The organism is Paenarthrobacter ureafaciens (genome assembly GCF_004028095.1).
Lineage (GTDB): Bacteria > Actinomycetota > Actinomycetes > Actinomycetales > Micrococcaceae > Arthrobacter > Arthrobacter ureafaciens.
Genome location: NZ_SBHM01000006.1, coordinates 73,698 through 89,938, shown reverse-complemented (window position 1 = coordinate 89,938; position 16,241 = coordinate 73,698). Strand labels below are relative to the sequence as shown.

The window sequence follows — 16,241 nt, the reverse complement described above, 5'->3', positions numbered from 1 at the left end:
GGAGCGAAGTGGCTACGTACACTCAATCCGCCGGGGTCCTCGAGACTCCCGTTGTTCCTAAATCCAAGGGGCGAATCGTCGTCAACTGGATTACCTCCACGGACCACAAGACCATCGGGTACATGTACCTGATCGCCTCGTTCGTGTTCTTCTGCCTCGGTGGCGTCATGGCGCTGCTGATCCGTGCTGAACTGTTCGAACCCGGTATGCAGATCCTGCAGACCAAGGAACAGTACAACCAGATGTTCACCATGCATGGCACGGTCATGCTCCTGATGTTTGCAACGCCGCTGTTTGCCGGCTTCGCCAACGTCATCATGCCGCTCCAGATCGGTGCTCCCGACGTCGCGTTCCCGCGACTGAACGCCCTGGCTTTCTGGTTCTTCCTGTTCGGTTCCACCATCGCGGTGTCCGGCTTCATCACCCCGCAGGGTGCTGCATCCTTCGGTTGGTTCGCCTACGCTCCGTTGTCGAATACAACCTTCAGCCCCGGCGTGGGCGGTGACCTGTGGGTCTTCGGCCTCGCACTGTCAGGCTTCGGTACCATCCTTGGTGCGGTTAACTTCATCACCACCATCATCTGCATGCGTGCCCCTGGCATGACCATGTGGCGTATGCCGATCTTCACGTGGAACACCCTGGTGACGGCAATCCTGGTTCTGATGGCATTCCCGCCGCTGGCAGCTGCACTGTTCGCCCTCGGTGCTGATCGTCGCTTTGGCGCACACATCTTCGACCCCGAGAACGGTGGCGCTGTACTCTGGCAGCACCTGTTCTGGTTCTTCGGACACCCCGAGGTGTACATCATCGCCCTGCCGTTCTTCGGCATCGTCTCTGAGATCTTCCCTGTCTTCAGCCGCAAGCCGATCTTCGGCTACAAGGGCCTTGTGTACGCGACCATCGCCATTGCCGCATTGTCGGTAACGGTGTGGGCCCACCACATGTACGTCACCGGTTCCGTCCTGCTGCCGTTCTTTGCCTTCATGACGATGCTGATTGCGGTACCCACCGGCGTGAAGTTCTTCAACTGGATCGGTACGCTCTGGCAAGGTTCCATCACGTTCGAAACTCCGATGCTCTGGAGCATCGGGTTCCTGGTGACCTTCCTCTTCGGTGGCCTCACTGGCATCATCCTGGCCTCCCCGCCTCTGGACTTCCACGTTTCGGACTCCTACTTCGTGGTGGCGCACTTCCACTACGTGGTGTTCGGCACCGTTGTGTTCGCAATGTTCGCCGGCTTCTACTTCTGGTGGCCCAAGTGGACTGGAAAGATGCTCAACGAACGCCTGGGCAAGATCCACTTCTGGCTGCTGTTCCTTGGCTTCCACGGCACCTTCCTCATCCAGCACTGGCTCGGTGTTGAAGGCATGCCCCGCCGTTACGCCGACTACATGCCGCAGGACAACTTCACCTGGATGAACCAGTTCTCCACGATCTCGTCCTTCGTTCTTGGTGCGTCACTCCTGCCGTTCTTCTGGAACGTCTACATCACCTGGCGGAGCAACAAGAAGGTTGAGGTTGACGATCCCTGGGGCTTCGGCGCTTCGCTGGAGTGGGCAACTTCCTGCCCGCCGCCCCGTCACAACTTCACCTCCCTGCCCCGCATCCGCTCCGAGCGCCCGGCTCTGGACCTGCACCACCCCGAACTGGCACAGGTCCACACTGCCCAGGCTCCGGACCCGGCAGCCGTAATTCTCGGCAACGCTGACCAGAAGGACGTGCGTAAGTGAAAATTGAATCGTGGCTCTTCGGAGCAGGAGTATTCTTCTTCATCCCCGTGACCATCATTTACGGATTCCTGACGGAATGGTCCGAATGGGTCGGTATCCTGGGCATCCTCCTCGTGGGTGGTCTTGCAGGCATGATAGGTGCTTACCTCGGCTTCACAGGCCGCAGGATCGGCATGCGCCCGGAAGACCGTCCGGACGCTGAGATCCACGAGGGTGCCGGCGAGCAAGGGCACTTCAGCCCGTGGAGCTGGTGGCCGTTGGTCCTCGGCCTTGCATGCGCAGGCGGATTCCTTGGCTTGGCTATTGGTTTCTGGGTGACTTACGTTGCCGGTGGCCTAGCCATCGTGGCCCTTATTGGCTGGGTCTTCGAGTACAGCCGCGGCGACCACGCACACTAGGTCAATTTCCAACAGCAAAGGTCCCCACCATGGATGGTGGGGACCTTTGCTGTTTAACCAGATGGCGAGGCCCGCGGGTCTTGGTGGCTGTGGGCCGGCAGCCCTAGGAGGCCTCCAGGACGGCTGACAACCTCTCCAAGGCCTCGGATAGCTCCTGAGAGGATTCATCGCCTGAGAGCTCGTCCTGGTCCACTTCCAGCACCACCTGGCAGCCGTGGGCAAAGTCCTCGGTCATGACCTGCAGGAGGGAGCGGGCGTCGACGGGGAGGCCGTCGGGTTTGCGGATGGTGACAGGAAGGCCGGTTTCGTTGACGGCCCGGACAAAGACGGCAGCTGCTCGGGCGTGAAGCCCGATCTCGGCTGCGACAAAGGAATGCTGCTGGGGCAAGCCTGCTCCTAGAATGGGTCCCGGCTGGTCTGTTGGAGAGCGGGATGGGAACGGATCATTCCTAGGGTAACCGCGTCTTCGGTCCTCCGCCCATTCCTATAGCCGTAGTGGTCTAGACCGTGCTGCCGTTGATTTACCCTTGTTCTATGAGCCAAACGAACTTGGGGACGGGACATGCCTGAGGCGGCCAGAATCGTCGGTGAAATAGACCGGACCAGCAGTACGCCCATCTACATCCAGCTGAGGGAGATCCTCAGGGCCTTCATCGGAGAGTCGTGTCCTCCCGGTTCGTCGCTTCCTTCCGAGCGGGATCTGTCTCTCAGGTTTGGCCTTGCTCGAATGACTGTGCGGCAGGCCATCGATGCGCTGGTCGGCGAGGAAGTGTTGGAGCGGGTGGTCGGCCTGGGCACCTTCGTCAAGAAGCCCAAGCTGGACCTGCAGGTGAAGCTCACCTCGTACAGCGAGGAAATGCAGCGCCGTGGCATGGTGCCGGCAGCCAAGGTTCTGAGTTTCGAACAGATTGGCGCCAGTGCCTTTCTGGCGAGGGAGCTTCAGTTGGACGAAGGAACGCCCCTTGTGCGCTTTCGCCGGCTGCTTCTTGCTGACAACGAGCCCATGAGCGTGGATGAGAACTTCATACCCGCCCACCGTGTGCCTGGCCTCCTTGACGAGGCACCACCAACGTCGCTCTATAACGTTCTCAGCGAGCGGTACGGGCTCGTCATGGAGTGGGGCGAGGACATGATCGAGGCCACCGCTGCGTCACCGTCGACTGCCAGGCTGCTCAATGTCGACGTCGGTGCTCCGCTCCTCAAAATCCAGCGCCACGCGTTTGTGGCACGGGCCATGGTGGACTACTCCGTGTCCTATTACCGGGCCGACCGGTACAAGCTCTGGGTACCATTGCAGCGCCCCGGCGTGCGTCCGACCAGGAACTACTCTTCCGGGTATCGCGTCCAATAACGCCTCGGATGCTGATGAGGCCGAGCACGCAAAAAGCGGGCCCGATCCATTGGATCGGGCCCGCTTTTACTGTCTTTGAACCTTGACTAGTGGCTCAGGCTCTTCTGGTCTTCGCCTGCTTCGATGGCCTCGTGGTGGCCATGTGCGTGCGCCGCCTCGAGCTCGGCCGGAGTCGCCGGGGCAACGCGGTCCTCGAAGAACCACTTGGAAAGAGCCGCGCGGCGCTTTTCCTTGCGGGTTACAACACCGTGCTCGTTGGGCTGAGCCGGAATCGGTGCAGGGGACTCGAAGCCAACGAGCTTGTAGCGCTTGTACTCGTCGAGAGGTGCATGCACTTCGATGAACTCGCCGTGGGGGAGTCGCACGATACGTCCGGTCTCGCGGCCATGGAGTGCGATTTCACGATCCTTGCGCTGCAGAGCCAAGGCAATGCGCTTCGTCACGATGAACGCGATGACCGGTCCGATGAAGAACAGGGCACGCAGCCAGTAGGTGACATCGTTCAGCGAGACGTGGAAGTGGGTGGCGATGAGGTCGGAGCCTGCAGCAGCCCACATCACGCAGTACCAGGTGAAGCCTGCTACGCCGATTGCGGTACGGGTCGGAGCGTTCCGGGGGCGGTCGAGTACGTGGTGCTCACGATCGTCCTTGGTGATCCAACGTTCGATCCACGGGTACATGAACAGAACGGTGAAGATGATACCGGCCGGTACCAGGGCCGGCAGCAGGACGTTCAGCGTCAGCGTGTGGCCGAAGATGACGTACTCGAAGTGGAAGTCATTGATGACACCCGGCATAAGTCGGAGTGCGCCGTCAACAAATCCGATGTACCAGTCAGGCTGGGTACCAGCAGACACCGGTGAAGGGTCGTAGGGACCGTAGTTCCAGATCGGGTTGATAGTGAACGCGGCTGCCATCAGGGCAACGACACCGAAGACGATGAAGAAGAATCCACCGGCCTTGGCAGCGTAGACCGGACCAAGGGGGTAGCCGACGACGTTGCCGTCATTACGGCCGGGGCCGGGGTACTGCGTGTGCTTGTGAACAACAACCATGAAGAGGTGGATGACGATCATCAGGAGGATGAGCGCAGGCACCAGCAGGATGTGGAGCACGTACAGACGGCCGATGATTGCCGTGCCCGGGAACTCTCCACCGAAAAGGAAGAAGGAGATGTACGTTCCGATGACCGGGATGGATTTGATGACGCCGTCGATGATGCGGAGGCCGTTACCGGAGAGGAGATCATCGGGGAGGGAGTAGCCGGTGAAGCCTGCTGCCATTGCAAGGATCAACAGGACACCGCCCACAACCCAGTTCATTTCACGCGGCTTGCGGAAAGCGCCCGTGAAGAAAACGCGCAGCATGTGTACACCCAGGGACGCCACAAAGAGGAGGGCAGCCCAGTGGTGCACCTGGCGCATGAACAAACCACCGCGGACATCGAATGAGATGTTCAGGGAGGAGTTGTATGCGACGGACATTTCGACGTTGTACAGCGGCGTGTAGGAACCCTGGTAGTGGGTCTCAGCCATGGACGGGTCGAAGAAGAACGTCAGGAACGTTCCGGAAAGCAGCAGGATGACGAAGGAGTACAGCGCCACCTCACCGAACATGAATGACCAGTGGTCCGGAAAGACCTTGCGGCCAAATTCACGCAGGATGCCGGAGCCGCCTACACGCTGGTCAACAAAGTCAGTAAAGCGTCCTACCTTGGTCTTCGCTACGAAGGGGGCTTCAGCTGTTGATGAGGCGCTCATGCTCGTCACGCTCCCAGTAACTCGGTCCTACAGGTTCTTTGAAGTCGCTGGTGGCGACGAGGTAGCCCTCTGCGTCAACTGCGATCGGCAGCTGGGGAAGCGGACGGCTTGCCGGTCCAAAGATGACCTTGCATTCCTGCGTGAGGTCGAATGTGGACTGGTGGCACGGGCACAGAAGGTGGTGCGTCTGCTGCTCGTAGAGAGCAACGGGGCAACCAACGTGGGTGCAGATCTTGGAGTAGGCAACGATTCCGTTGTAACCCCAGTTTTCACGGCCCGGTGACGGGTTGAGCGAGTTCGGATCGAGGCGCATCAGGAGGACGACGGCCTTGGCCTTCTCGTTCAGCTTGCCCTCGTGGAGTTCGTTCAGGCCTTCCGGAATCACGTGGAACGCGGAACCGATGGTGACATCCGATGCCTTGATCGGGGTTCCGTCGGGGTCGCGGGTCAGTCGCTTGAGCTTGCCGCCCTCGGGGGCCCACATGGTGTGTGCGAGCTTGTCGTCGGGGCGGGGACCCAGGTCGCCGAAGATGGCCAGGGCCGGCAGGGGAGCAAGGGCCACAGCACCCAGGAGGGTGTTGCGGATCAGCGGGCGGCGCTTGATTCCCGTTTCCTCGACGATGTCGTCGACGATCCGGACCGCGGCCTGGCGGTCATCCTCGGTCCGAATTGCGTGGCGTTCTTCCGAGACTTCGTGATCGGGCATCAGGGCTTTGGCCCAGTGCACGATGCCGGTGCCGATGCCCAGCATTGCAAAGGCCGTTCCCAGACCCAGAAGCAGGTTCTGCGTACGAATCGTTGCGATGCTCGTGTCATCGCCCAGATCGATGGCGAAGTACGCCACCAGGAAGACCAGCGTTCCGATGACGGAAATGCCAAACAGAATGGCTACCTGACGCTCGGCGCGCTTTGCGGCTACCGGGTCCGTGTCAGCCAGGCGCAAACGATGCGGAGGAAGACCAGGATCCTGGAACTTCTCCACCTCATTCTGACCAGCCGTAGCTACGGTGCCCGAGTGGTTCGGACTGCCGTCACTATGGTTGCCCATAATTCGCCTCATCCTTCTCTCGTTGTCTCGGTCTGAGCCGAGTTAATTTTCAGTTCCAAACTGCTGACCGTGCAGCAGAAGTTTTGAGTCCGTGAGGACTAGGACGTGCGGGACGTCAGCCAGATGGTGAAGGCGATGATGACGCCCAGGCCGGCAACCCATACGAACAGGCCTTCAGCTACGGGGCCCAGGGAGCCAAGCTCCGCGCCACCCGGGGAGCCGTTGGCTTCGATCGTCTTCAGGAAGGTGATGATGTCGCGCTTGTCTTCGGGGGTGACGTTGGAGTCATTGAACACGGGCATGTTCTGCGGACCCGTGGCCATTGCCTCGTAGATGTGCTTGCCTGTGACATCGGCAAGACCGGGAGCGAACTTGCCGCGGGTCAACGCACCGCCTGCTGCTGCAGCGTTGTGGCACATTGCACAGTTGACACGGAAGAGTTCGCCACCCTTGGCTGCGTCACCCTTCTCGTCCAGGAGGTGCTCCTCCGGAATGGCCGGGCCTGCGCCGAGCGATGCGACATAGGCGGAGAGCTGCTTGGTCTGCTCGTCATTGAACTGAACGGGCTTCTTCTGAGCCTGCGGGCCATTCATCTGCATGGGCATACGGCCGGTGCCAACCTGGAAGTCAACTGCTGCAGCACCCACGCCGACCAGCGAGGGGCCGTCCTGGGTTCCGCTTGCACCCATGCCGTGGCAGGTGGCGCAGTTGGCAGCAAAGAGTTTGCCGCCTTCTTCTACGTCACTGGCGCTGAAGCTCGTGGTGTCGGCCTTGGCCTGGTTGACGGATGTGGCAATGGCGTAAAGCCCACCAGTGAGGAGGAGGCCCATCAGCAGCAGCGCAATGGCTGCCAGTGGGTGACGTCGCTTCTGCGAGAGTGCCTTCACGTGGTGGTTCCTTTATTCGATCCTGCGTCGGCTCCGTGAGCCGCTTCTTGAAATTCTGCCTCTTGTAGAAAAAGAGTCAAAGCCGGGCTACTTGAGGACGTAGATGACCAGGAAGAGGCCGATCCACACAACGTCAACGAAGTGCCAGTAGTAAGAGGTGACGATCGCCGACGTCGCTTCGAAGTGTCCGAACTTCTTGGCGGCGAAAGCGCGGCCAATGATGAAGAGGAAGGCGATGAGGCCTCCGATGACGTGGAGGCCGTGGAAGCCGGTGGTCATGTAGAAGGCGGAGCCGTAAGCGTTGGACGACAAGGAAACGTGCTCGGAGACGAGCATTGCGTACTCGGTCGTCTGGCCGGCAACGAAGAAGGCGCCCATGACGAATGTGAGGATGAACCATTCGCTCATGCCCCAGCGGGTGAACTGCAGTGGTCCACCCGTCCGGCGGGGTTCGAGCCGCTCGGCAGCAAACACACCCATCTGGCAAGTAAAGGAACTTGCCACAAGGACGATGGTGTTGACGAGCGCAAACGGGAAGTTGAGCTTGGCCGTCTCTTCCGCCCACATCAGTCCAGACGTGGAGCGCAGAGTGAAGTACATGGCAAAGAGGCCGGCGAAGAACATCAACTCACTGGACAGCCAAACTACGGTTCCTACAGAAACCAAGTTGGGGCGGTTCAGCGTCGGGTGCGCCGGGGTACTGGGGGCATGGGTCGCAGATGTCACAAGGACATTATGTCTGTAAAAGTCCAGACTTCCCAATGCAAACCACCGAATCGGGAGACTTTTTCTACAAAGACGCGAAATCGCGCGGAAAAGTTCCCGGCCTCGTTCACATTGGTCATCGGCGTGGCTCGGTCGATAGCATCAGTGGGTGACTTCTCCGGCATCGGCACCTGCAGCCAGCAACACCTGGCCAGGGCTCATCTCTGCACTGATCAACGGCGACGACCTGGCTGCGGATAACACCGAGTGGGCGATGAACACGATCATGGCCGGCGATGCGACGCCAGCGCAGATTGCAGGCTTCCTGGTGGCCCTGCGCGCCAAGGGCGAAACCGTGGAAGAACTGGCCGGGCTTGTGGCGGCCATGATCCGCAATGCCAACCCCATCGAGATTTCGGGGGAGAAGCTGGACATCGTCGGTACGGGTGGCGACCGCCTGAACACCGTCAATATCTCCACGATGGCCGCCCTCGTTGCTGCCGGGGCGGGCGCGAAGGTAGTAAAGCACGGTAACCGTGCTGCGTCATCGACGTCGGGTTCAGCCGATGTCCTGGAAGCCCTTGGCGTGCGTCTGGACCTCCCGATCGAACGCGTGGCCCGCAACGCTGAGGAAGCCGGAATCACGTTTTGCTTCGCGCAGGTATTTCATCCATCCTTCCGGCACACGGCCGTGCCCCGCCGTGAGCTCGCAGTGCCCACCGCCTTCAATTTCCTGGGTCCCATGACCAACCCGGCGCATGTGCAGGCCTCGGCCGTGGGGGTCGCAAATGCCAGGATGGCACCTCTAGTGGCGGGTGTGCTGGCTCGCCGCGGCAGCCGCGGGCTCGTGTTCCGTGGTGACGATGGCCTGGACGAACTCACTCCCACGGGGCCTTCCACCGTCTGGGAGATCCGTGGGGGAGAAGTGCATGAACAAGTATTTTCACCCGCGGATCTTGGCGTAGCTGCATCCACAGTGGCCGACCTGCGGGGCGGAGACGCTGCTGCCAACGCCGTTGTCGTGCGGGAGATACTCAACGGAAAGACCGGTCCAATCCGGGATGCCGTGCTGTTGAACGCTGCAGCAGGGCTGGTTGCTGCTGATCTTAGGGCCGTGGGCCCTTTGGTGGATCGCATGCGGGCAGCCTTCGAGCGCGCAGCCGAATCGGTGGATTCCGGCAAAGCTGCGGCAGTCCTTTCCAAGTGGACTTCACTCAGCCAAGATCAGGCCTAGGGCCGGCTATTCGAACCCCAGGGCAAACGCGGCGTCGAGGTCGTGCTGGGAGTAGGCCCGGAATGCGATGTGCGTGGTGGTGTGGACCACTGAAGGGACTTTCGACAACCGGTCGGCAATGACATCGGCCAGGTCCTCGTGTTTGCTCACGCGTGCGACTGCGATCAGGTCCCATTCTCCTGTGACCGAGTAGACCTCGCTGATGCCTTGGATCGCCGAAATCTGTTCGGCTGTCTCCGGAATGCGTGAAGCGTCGGTCTTGATCAGGACAAAGGCGGTGATCACGTGAAGCCCTTCCGGAAGTCGTCAGTGCGGACGCAAACAAGCCTAGTGCATGTGCTGTGCCAAATGGCCGATCAGGCTGGTCGACGGCCGCGGGCGTAGAGGCGTACTGCGATGCCGACCACCAGGCGGAATCCGAGCAGCAGGGCGGCCAATGCGGCAAATGCGACAATGAAGAACGGCAGCACCACCACTTGCCCGGTAAGGGCTCTCAGCAACATGCCCACAAGCAGGGCTCCGGCCCAGATGACAATTCCCGACGGCCAGAGCGCAAACGGTTTTCGCCATGCGCGCCCGGCCAACCATCCCGCCGCGGCTCCCACCAGGAAGGGCCAGGCAGTCAAGAAGACCCCGGTGATGATATCCCCACGGCTGTGGGCGTCGCGTCCGATTGCGGCGAAAGCAAGGATGAGCAGCAAGTCGCCGGCGGCAGCCGGAATCCAAGATCTTTTTGGGGAGGGCATGACTCCGACAATATCCGGGGACGGCCCAATGGGCGAAGCCGGCGAAGCGAAAGTCCTGTGGATCTTTGTCCGCGGGGATGACCGGCTTGGCCCTGCAACGGGCTCCGAGGGGCTTACCACGGCGCCTGGGAAATCAGGGGACAGGCCGTTGGTAGCGCTGTTACCATATCCGCACGGTGACGCGCGCACCATCCACAACCTGAGGAGTATTCACCCATGACTTCCCGCCTCAACCCTTACCTTTCCTTTCGCGACAATGCCCGCGATGCGATTACTTTCTATGAGTCCGTTTTTGGGGGAGAGCTGAACATCAGCACGTTTGGCGACTATCAGGCCAGCCAGGATCCAGAGGAAGCAGACAAGGTGATGCACGCCATGCTGGTGTCACCCCACGGCCTTACTTTGATGGCGTCAGATACGCCCAACGGCATGGAGTACAACCCCGGCAACAATATTTCGGTTTCCCTCAGCGGCGACTCCGCGGACGAAGCGGAACTTCGGGGCTACTGGGACAAACTCGTCGACGGCGGTACGGTCACCATGCCGCTTGAAAGCGCGCCGTGGGGTGACACCTTCGGGATGTGCGTGGACAAGTTCGGGATCGCCTGGCTGGTAAACATCGCCGGCGCGCAACAGCAATAACTGCTGTTCAGCGGACGCCGTCTCCGGTCGCAACCGGAAGTACCAGCATGTATCCCGTTGGCAATGCGCTGCTCCACCTCCTTGGTTCGCGTACTACGAACTGCCTGGCCAATTCATCGGGGCTCTGGAGAGTATTGGGGGCCGGAGACGGCCCCCATTGGCCGCTGCCGTAGGGATACAAGGGATCCAGGACGTTAACTCCGGTCACCTCGAAGCGGGGGTGGATTCGGGGGTCGCCAACTGATTGGAAGCCGCTCATGACCCATGCGTGCCGTCCGCTCCACATCACAAGTCCAACGGGACGGCCGGTTGCTGCCAAGGCGTTGGCCGCGGTACGAAGTGCCTCGTTGTAGTCGGCGATGCTGACCACCTCGTAAGGGCCCACGCCAACCTCATTCAGTACCTGGGCCCACCCAAGGGGGTTGGCACCGTTGAAGGCGTTGGAGGAGCGTGCACGCGCCATGTCCCACAGCTCGTTCTGCTGCTCGCGACCTGCCCACGTGCCCGAACTGTTGGGTCGGGTAAGGTTGTACGCCATTTGGATGCTCGCTGCGACGCACCAGTCGAACGTGTACTGCGGGACGAAGTCACCTTCCTCGTAGAGGTTTAACACGAAGGGTTGGGGAGCTGGTGCCGGTGCTTCCGGAGCGGGCGGTTGCGGGGGAGAAGCGGTGGGAACTGCAGTAGCAGAAGCTTCCGGGGACGTTCCCGCCGCCGAAATCGCCGGCGCGGCAACCACGCTGGGGGAGGAGTCTTGAATTCCAACGCCAGGGGTGCAGCCAGCCAAGAGGGTCGCGGCGATCGCGATCCGTACAACGTGGACTGGGGCGCGGGTCATTACTGCATAATTTTAGTCCCGACGGGCGTGGAAAATATGGCCGTCCGTCCCGTAGGAGCGGCGCACGTCCTGGAAGGCAGCGGGGGAGCGCAAACCGAACCCCTTGTGGAGAGGGTCCTGCATGCGTAGCGTGGGCCTATAGGCTCCTTCGCCGATGCAGCCCGGCGTTACATGCCTTGTTTACCCATTGGAGGCCATCATGGCCACTGACAATTTCGCACGCTTCCTCCAGGAATGCCTGGTTGTGGAAGAAGATACTGAAGAGGGCTTGGACCTCGATACCCTTTACGGCCTATACATCAGTTGGTGTCGGCTGGAAAACCTGGAAAAGATACCTGAGAGGACCTTCGGGTCCATGCTCCGCAGGCACCATCTGCACTGGGGCCGATACGAGGGAAACTGGGTTCTGGTTGGCCTGAGGATGGTGGGGCCGGCGGCGCGTGACTACGTGCTTTCGGGCTCGGCTCCCATGCGTTCCATCGGAGCCCCTGAATTCCTGGAGGTTCCGAACGCCGTCGCCTGACAAAGGTGCGACAAAGAGCAAAAACAGGTGTGGCCCGATCTTTTCAGATCGGGCCACACCAGTTTTTCGTTATCAGACGGGTAGTGCGTCCGGCTTATCCGCGACGGAATCACCAGTCGTGAGGTCGATCTTGAGTGGATTTTCCGGGGTCGCAAGCGTGGCGGAAGGATCCAGCATCGTGATTCCCGGGTAGAAGCGGACGCTTCCGCGGTTGTCGTCATGCTCCAGGCCGTAGTGCCTGAGCGCCGTCACGAATGCACCATTGTCCATCGGCTGGTGTCCGTTTGTGAGACTCCAACTCACGTACAGGCCGTAAAGGGCTGTAAGGTCCAGGCCGTCATCCGTCGAAGTCTTGACAGTGCTGTGCGTTAGGAAATCGTGTATGGAAGTGTCGTTCATTGCAGAGGCCTCCGGCCATAGCTATAGAATCGCCGGTCTGCAAGGGCGAACTGCTCACTATTCCAGTGCCGGGGTTGCATGTCAAAGACCCTGGTGCCGGCGAGGCGTCAAGGGGAGTCCGTGGGGGATCCTTAATCCTGCACTTTACATAATGTGGATTATCGGCGTTTCAACAGGGTGGGCAGAAGGGGTTGGAGGGATAAAGCAAACACCCGGGCCTGCGTTCCCGGGTTTGCAGGGATCCTCGGGTTGAATGGGAGCAGCGTGGTCCCGCACCGCGAGGCTCGGACTTGCCGGATGCACGGCCACCAACGTCCCACGAACCGGCATTCAACCAGAGGTGAACGTCATTTGAAGTACAGGAAGATTGGCAACAGCGGACTCGAAGTCTCCGCCGTGACCCTCGGCTGCATGAGCTACGGCGATGCTGACCGTGGCAACCATGGGTGGACGTTGCCGGAAGAAGAAAGCCGCAGCTTCATCAAAAATGCCCTTGAGCTCGGCATCACGACCTTCGACACGGCCAACATCTATTCGATTGGCAGCAGTGAAGAAATCCTGGGTCGGGCACTGAAAGACTTCGCCAAACGCGAGGAAGTCGTCGTTGCCACCAAGGTCCATGGAACCATGCGTCCCGGCCCGAACGGCGGCGGACTGTCCCGCGGGCACATCATGGAGCAGATCGACGCCAGCCTGAGACGGCTCGGCACCGATTATGTGGACCTCTACCAAATTCACCGGTTTGATCCGGCCGTGCCAATTGAAGAAACCCTTGAGGCCTTGCACGATGTAGTGAAATCGGGCAAAGCGCGCTATATCGGAGCCTCGTCAATGTGGGCGTGGCAGTTTGCCAAGCTCCAGTACACGGCCAAGCTCAACGGGTGGACGCAGTTCATCTCCATGCAGTCCCAGTACAACTTGTTGACCCGCGAAGACGAACGCGAACTGCACCCGTTCTGTGTGGACCAAGGCGTTGGACTGCTTCCGTGGAGCCCACTGGCACGCGGGAAGCTTGCGCGCCCTTGGGATGTTGGCAGCGAACGCGTCAAGTCGGATCCGCTTGCCCAGGTCCTCTACCAGCAGTTTGAGTCGGAGGATCGCAAGATAGCCGACCAGGTAGGTGCCATCGCCGAAGAACGTGGGGCGAGCCGCTCCCAGGTTGCGTTGGCGTGGCTCCTGCATCGTCCGGGGGTCTCCTCCCCCATCATCGGTGCCACCAAGCCGAACCATCTCGAGGATGCTGTTCGCGGAGTCGATCTTGAACTGAGCGATGACGAAATGCGCAGGCTGGAAGAGAATTACGTGCCTCACGCCGTCGAAGGTTTCTAGCGGCCGGCCCGGGGGCCCGAACATCCTGATTCGGGTCCCCGGCGCAACCCCATGGTGCTGCCGTTGTCAGGCCCCTACGTAAGCTGCGAGGTGTTTGCCCGTCAGCGTATCCTTGCCCGACACCAGCTCAGCCGGCGTGCCGGCGAAAACTATGCGTCCGCCGTCGTGCCCTGCCCCGGGGCCCAAGTCGATGATCCAGTCCGCATGAGCCATGACTGCCTGGTGGTGCTCGATGACGATGACCGACTTGCCGGAATCCACCAACCGGTCCAGCATGCCCAGAAGGTTCTGGACGTCGGCCAGGTGCAGGCCTGTGGTGGGCTCGTCCAGGATGTAGATTTCGCCCTTCTCGGCCATCTGGGTGGCCAGCTTCAGCCGCTGGCGTTCGCCGCCGGAGAGCGTTGTCAGAGGCTGGCCCAGCGTGAGGTAACCGAGCCCGACGTCGGCAAGCCGACCGAGGATCTTATGCGCAGCAGGCGTGCGTGCATCGCCTTCGGAGAAAAACTTCTCCGCCTGCTCGACGGACATTGCAAGCACTTCTGCAATATTGCGGCCGCCCAGAGTGAACTCCAGAACCGATGCCAGGAAGCGTTTGCCTTCGCACTCTTCGCACGTGGATTCCACCGTCGCCATGACGCCGAGGTCGGTGTAGATGACGCCCGCACCGTTGCAGGTGGGGCAGGCGCCTTCCGAGTTGGAACTGAACAAAGCTGGTTTCACGCCATTGGCTTTGGCGAAAGCTTTTCGGATCGGTTCCAGCAGCCCTGTGTAGGTTGCGGGGTTGCTGCGCCGCGAACCGCGGATGGCGCCCTGGTCGATAACTATCACGCCGTCACGCTTGGCCACCGAACCATGGATCAGTGAACTCTTGCCGGAGCCTGCAACGCCCGTGAGGACGCACAGGACGCCCAAAGGAATATCGACGTCGACGTTCTGCAGGTTATTCGTCGATGCCCCCCGGACCTCGAGCTGGCCGGTAGCTGACCGGAGATCCGCCTTAATGGACGCGCGGTCGTCGAGATGACGCCCCGTGATGGTGTCACTCCCCCGCAGGCCGGCCAGATCGCCCTCGAAGCACACCATGCCTCCGCCGGTTCCGGCGCCGGGACCGAGGTCCACCACATGGTCAGCGATCGCAATGGTTTCAGGTTTGTGCTCAACCACCAGGACCGTGTTGCCCTTGTCCCGCAACTGGAGCAACAACTGATTCATTCGCTCAATATCGTGCGGATGCAGCCCAATGGTTGGTTCGTCAAAGACATACGTGACATCGGTCAATGATGAACCGAGGTGCCTGATCATTTTGGTCCGTTGGGCTTCTCCCCCGGATAATGTGCCGGCTGGCCGGTCAAGGGACAGGTAGCCAAGACCGATCCCGGTGAAAGAATCCATCAGATGCTGCAGCCCTTTCAGCAGGGGCGCCACGGACGGCTCTTCAAGACCGCGGATCCACTGGGCCAGGTCGCTGATCTGCATTTTGCAGACATCGGCAATGCTCTTGCCGTGGATCTTGGACGAACGTGCCTCCGCGCTGAGGCGCGTCCCTTCACATTCGGGGCAGGTAGTGAAGGTAATGGCCCGTTCAACGAAGGCGCGGACATGGGGTTGCAGCGCGTCGACGTCCTTGGACAGCATCGACTTCTGGATCTTGGGGATGAGTCCCTCATATGTGAGGTTGATGCCCTCAACCTTCACTTTGGTGGGCTCGCGGTATAGGAGGTCGTGCAGCTCCTTCTTGGTGAACTTGGCGATCGGCTTGTCCATATTGAAGTAGCCGGTTCCGCTGAAGATGCGCCCGTACCAGCCGTCCATGCTGTAACCGGGGACCGTGAGGGCGCCTTCGCTGAGCGACTTTGTTGCGTCATAGAGTGCCGTCAGGTCGAAGTCGCTGACCGAGCCCATGCCTTCGCAGCGGGAGCACATGCCGCCCAAACGGTTGAAGGTAGCCTTCTCGGTTTTGGTCTTGCCCTCCCCGCGGTCCACAGTGATTGCCCCGCTGGCTTTGACTGTAGGGACATTGAACGAGTACGCATTGGGCGATCCGATGTGCGGCTCGCCCAGGCGGCTGAACAGGATTCGAAGCATGGCATTGGCATCGGTGGCCGTCCCCACCGTGGACCTGGGATTGGATCCCATCCGCTCCTGGTCCACGATGATCGCCGTCGTCAGCCCTTCCAAGACATCCACGTCCGGACGCGACAGGGAAGGCATGAACCCTTGCACGAAGGCGCTGTAGGTCTCGTTGATCATGCGCTGCGATTCGGCCGCAATAGTGCCGAACACGAGCGAACTCTTGCCGGACCCCGAAACTCCCGTGAACACCGTCAGGCGTCGCTTTGGGATCTCCAGGCTGATGTCCTTCAGGTTGTTTTCCCTCGCACCTTGCACCCGGATGAGGTCGTGGCTGTCAGCGACGTGCGGCGTTTGCGGTTCCGTGTCCGTGCCCGCGGCTATGCTCATGGTTTCTCCATCTGTAGGCGGCGCTGCCCAACAGTCCCCCGTCGGCGTCACCTGTCCCCGTGCCGGACGGCCCTGGCGGCTACGTCCGATTCTCGTTCGTTGGCGCCGTAGCGGCAACGATAGTTCCAGAGTAATGGGCCGCGGTGGAGCTGCCCATGAAGGAGCAGGCGGAGATGCGCCATTGTCTTCCC

General features: G+C 60.7%; 17 protein-coding genes. 7 read left to right on the top strand and 10 right to left on the bottom strand.

Translation table 11 applies throughout. The features are described from left to right. Nucleotides 1-8 precede the first annotated feature (8 nt). Entirely contained in the window at nt 9-1,730 is a 1,722-nt protein-coding gene (ctaD, locus tag AUR_RS01510) for an aa3-type cytochrome oxidase subunit I (protein WP_021470548.1), read from the top strand. Beyond that, nucleotides 1,727-2,128 carry a cytochrome c oxidase subunit 4 gene (locus AUR_RS01505; RefSeq protein ID WP_021470547.1) on the top strand — a complete coding sequence of 134 codons (402 nt, stop codon included), beginning with the start codon at nt 1,727-1,729 and terminating at the stop codon, nt 2,126-2,128. The genes ctaD and AUR_RS01505 overlap by 4 nt, the downstream gene beginning before the upstream one ends. 103 nt (nt 2,129-2,231) lie before the next feature. Here AUR_RS01505 and AUR_RS01500 read toward each other — a convergent pair whose 3' ends face one another. Next, nucleotides 2,232-2,516 carry an HPr family phosphocarrier protein gene (locus AUR_RS01500; RefSeq protein ID WP_062096900.1) on the bottom strand — a complete coding sequence of 95 codons (285 nt, stop codon included), beginning with the start codon at nt 2,514-2,516 and terminating at the stop codon, nt 2,232-2,234. Nucleotides 2,517-2,690: 174 nt separating this feature from the next. Between AUR_RS01500 and AUR_RS01495 the strand changes: the two genes are divergently transcribed. Then, a complete protein-coding gene (locus AUR_RS01495; RefSeq protein WP_021470545.1) occupies nt 2,691-3,479 on the top strand; it encodes a GntR family transcriptional regulator in 789 nt (262 codons plus the stop codon). An 86-nt stretch (nt 3,480-3,565) separates the two neighbouring features. Here AUR_RS01495 and qcrB read toward each other — a convergent pair whose 3' ends face one another. The 4 genes from qcrB to ctaE form a co-directional block, all read right to left on the bottom strand. Next, nucleotides 3,566-5,239, bottom strand: coding sequence for a cytochrome bc1 complex cytochrome b subunit (qcrB, locus tag AUR_RS01490; RefSeq protein ID WP_021470544.1), 1,674 nt, complete (start codon nt 5,237-5,239; stop codon nt 3,566-3,568). Continuing rightward, entirely contained in the window at nt 5,217-6,287 is a 1,071-nt protein-coding gene (qcrA, locus tag AUR_RS01485; protein WP_021470543.1) for a cytochrome bc1 complex Rieske iron-sulfur subunit, read from the bottom strand. The genes qcrB and qcrA overlap by 23 nt, the downstream gene beginning before the upstream one ends. A gap of 98 nt (nt 6,288-6,385) precedes the next feature. Next, complete coding sequence (gene qcrC / locus AUR_RS01480) at nt 6,386-7,174, bottom strand: cytochrome bc1 complex diheme cytochrome c subunit (protein ID WP_021470542.1); 789 nt, start codon at nt 7,172-7,174, stop codon at nt 6,386-6,388. 87 nt (nt 7,175-7,261) lie between these two features. Beyond that, a complete protein-coding gene (gene ctaE, locus AUR_RS01475; protein WP_079941267.1) occupies nt 7,262-7,900 on the bottom strand; it encodes an aa3-type cytochrome oxidase subunit III in 639 nt (212 codons plus the stop codon). A gap of 148 nt (nt 7,901-8,048) precedes the next feature. On the opposite strand from ctaE, the gene trpD reads away from it, so the two are divergent. Further along, entirely contained in the window at nt 8,049-9,113 is a 1,065-nt protein-coding gene (gene trpD / locus AUR_RS01470) for an anthranilate phosphoribosyltransferase (protein WP_062096899.1), read from the top strand. A gap of 6 nt (nt 9,114-9,119) precedes the next feature. Here the strand turns inward: trpD and AUR_RS01465 are convergent, their stop codons facing one another. Both AUR_RS01465 and AUR_RS01460 read right to left on the bottom strand, forming a co-directional pair. Further along, nucleotides 9,120-9,398, bottom strand: a complete 279-nt coding sequence (locus AUR_RS01465) for an Lrp/AsnC family transcriptional regulator (protein WP_018777675.1) — start codon at nt 9,396-9,398, stop codon at nt 9,120-9,122. Nucleotides 9,399-9,469: 71 nt separating this feature from the next. Next, on the bottom strand, nt 9,470-9,859 hold the full coding sequence (locus tag AUR_RS01460; protein WP_021470539.1) for a DUF3054 domain-containing protein: 390 nt from the start codon (nt 9,857-9,859) through the stop codon (nt 9,470-9,472). Between the two features lie 216 nt (nt 9,860-10,075). Between AUR_RS01460 and AUR_RS01455 the strand changes: the two genes are divergently transcribed. After that, entirely contained in the window at nt 10,076-10,501 is a 426-nt protein-coding gene (locus AUR_RS01455) for a VOC family protein (RefSeq protein ID WP_021470538.1), read from the top strand. Nucleotides 10,502-10,508: 7 nt separating this feature from the next. On the opposite strand, the gene AUR_RS01450 is transcribed toward AUR_RS01455, so the two are convergent. Beyond that, entirely contained in the window at nt 10,509-11,339 is an 831-nt protein-coding gene (locus AUR_RS01450) for a hypothetical protein (protein ID WP_062096898.1), read from the bottom strand. Between the two features lie 199 nt (nt 11,340-11,538). Here AUR_RS01450 and AUR_RS01445 point away from each other — a divergent pair, with 199 nt between their 5' ends. After that, nucleotides 11,539-11,862, top strand: a complete 324-nt coding sequence (locus AUR_RS01445; RefSeq protein WP_062096897.1) for a primase-like DNA-binding domain-containing protein — start codon at nt 11,539-11,541, stop codon at nt 11,860-11,862. Nucleotides 11,863-11,934: 72 nt separating this feature from the next. On the opposite strand, the gene AUR_RS20225 is transcribed toward AUR_RS01445, so the two are convergent. Beyond that, nucleotides 11,935-12,114 (bottom strand): hypothetical protein, encoded by a 180-nt coding sequence (locus AUR_RS20225; protein WP_144435035.1) that lies wholly within the window; start codon nt 12,112-12,114, stop codon nt 11,935-11,937. 498 nt (nt 12,115-12,612) lie between these two features. Between AUR_RS20225 and AUR_RS01435 the strand changes: the two genes are divergently transcribed. Then, the gene (locus AUR_RS01435; RefSeq protein WP_062096896.1) at nt 12,613-13,590 is read left to right on the top strand and encodes an aldo/keto reductase; all 978 of its coding nucleotides are present in this window, start codon (nt 12,613-12,615) and stop codon (nt 13,588-13,590) included. A 66-nt stretch (nt 13,591-13,656) separates the two neighbouring features. On the opposite strand, the gene AUR_RS01430 is transcribed toward AUR_RS01435, so the two are convergent. Beyond that, on the bottom strand, nt 13,657-16,050 hold the full coding sequence (locus AUR_RS01430; RefSeq protein ID WP_062096895.1) for an ATP-binding cassette domain-containing protein: 2,394 nt from the start codon (nt 16,048-16,050) through the stop codon (nt 13,657-13,659). Nucleotides 16,051-16,241: the final 191 nt, after the last annotated feature.

What these genes read in the sequence shown, in the direction of transcription:
- qcrA (WP_021470543.1), bottom strand. Translation starts at nt 6,287, where the DNA reads ATGGGCAACCATAGTGACGGCAGTCCGAACCACTCGGGCACCGTAGCT.
- AUR_RS01460 (WP_021470539.1), bottom strand. Translation starts at nt 9,859, where the DNA reads ATGCCCTCCCCAAAAAGATCTTGGATTCCGGCTGCCGCCGGCGACTTG.
- AUR_RS01445 (WP_062096897.1), top strand. Translation starts at nt 11,539, where the DNA reads ATGGCCACTGACAATTTCGCACGCTTCCTCCAGGAATGCCTGGTTGTG.
- AUR_RS01495 (WP_021470545.1), top strand. Translation starts at nt 2,691, where the DNA reads ATGCCTGAGGCGGCCAGAATCGTCGGTGAAATAGACCGGACCAGCAGT.
- AUR_RS01455 (WP_021470538.1), top strand. Translation starts at nt 10,076, where the DNA reads ATGACTTCCCGCCTCAACCCTTACCTTTCCTTTCGCGACAATGCCCGC.
- AUR_RS01450 (WP_062096898.1), bottom strand. Translation starts at nt 11,339, where the DNA reads ATGACCCGCGCCCCAGTCCACGTTGTACGGATCGCGATCGCCGCGACC.
- qcrB (WP_021470544.1), bottom strand. Translation starts at nt 5,239, where the DNA reads ATGAGCGCCTCATCAACAGCTGAAGCCCCCTTCGTAGCGAAGACCAAG.
- AUR_RS01430 (WP_062096895.1), bottom strand. Translation starts at nt 16,050, where the DNA reads ATGAGCATAGCCGCGGGCACGGACACGGAACCGCAAACGCCGCACGTC.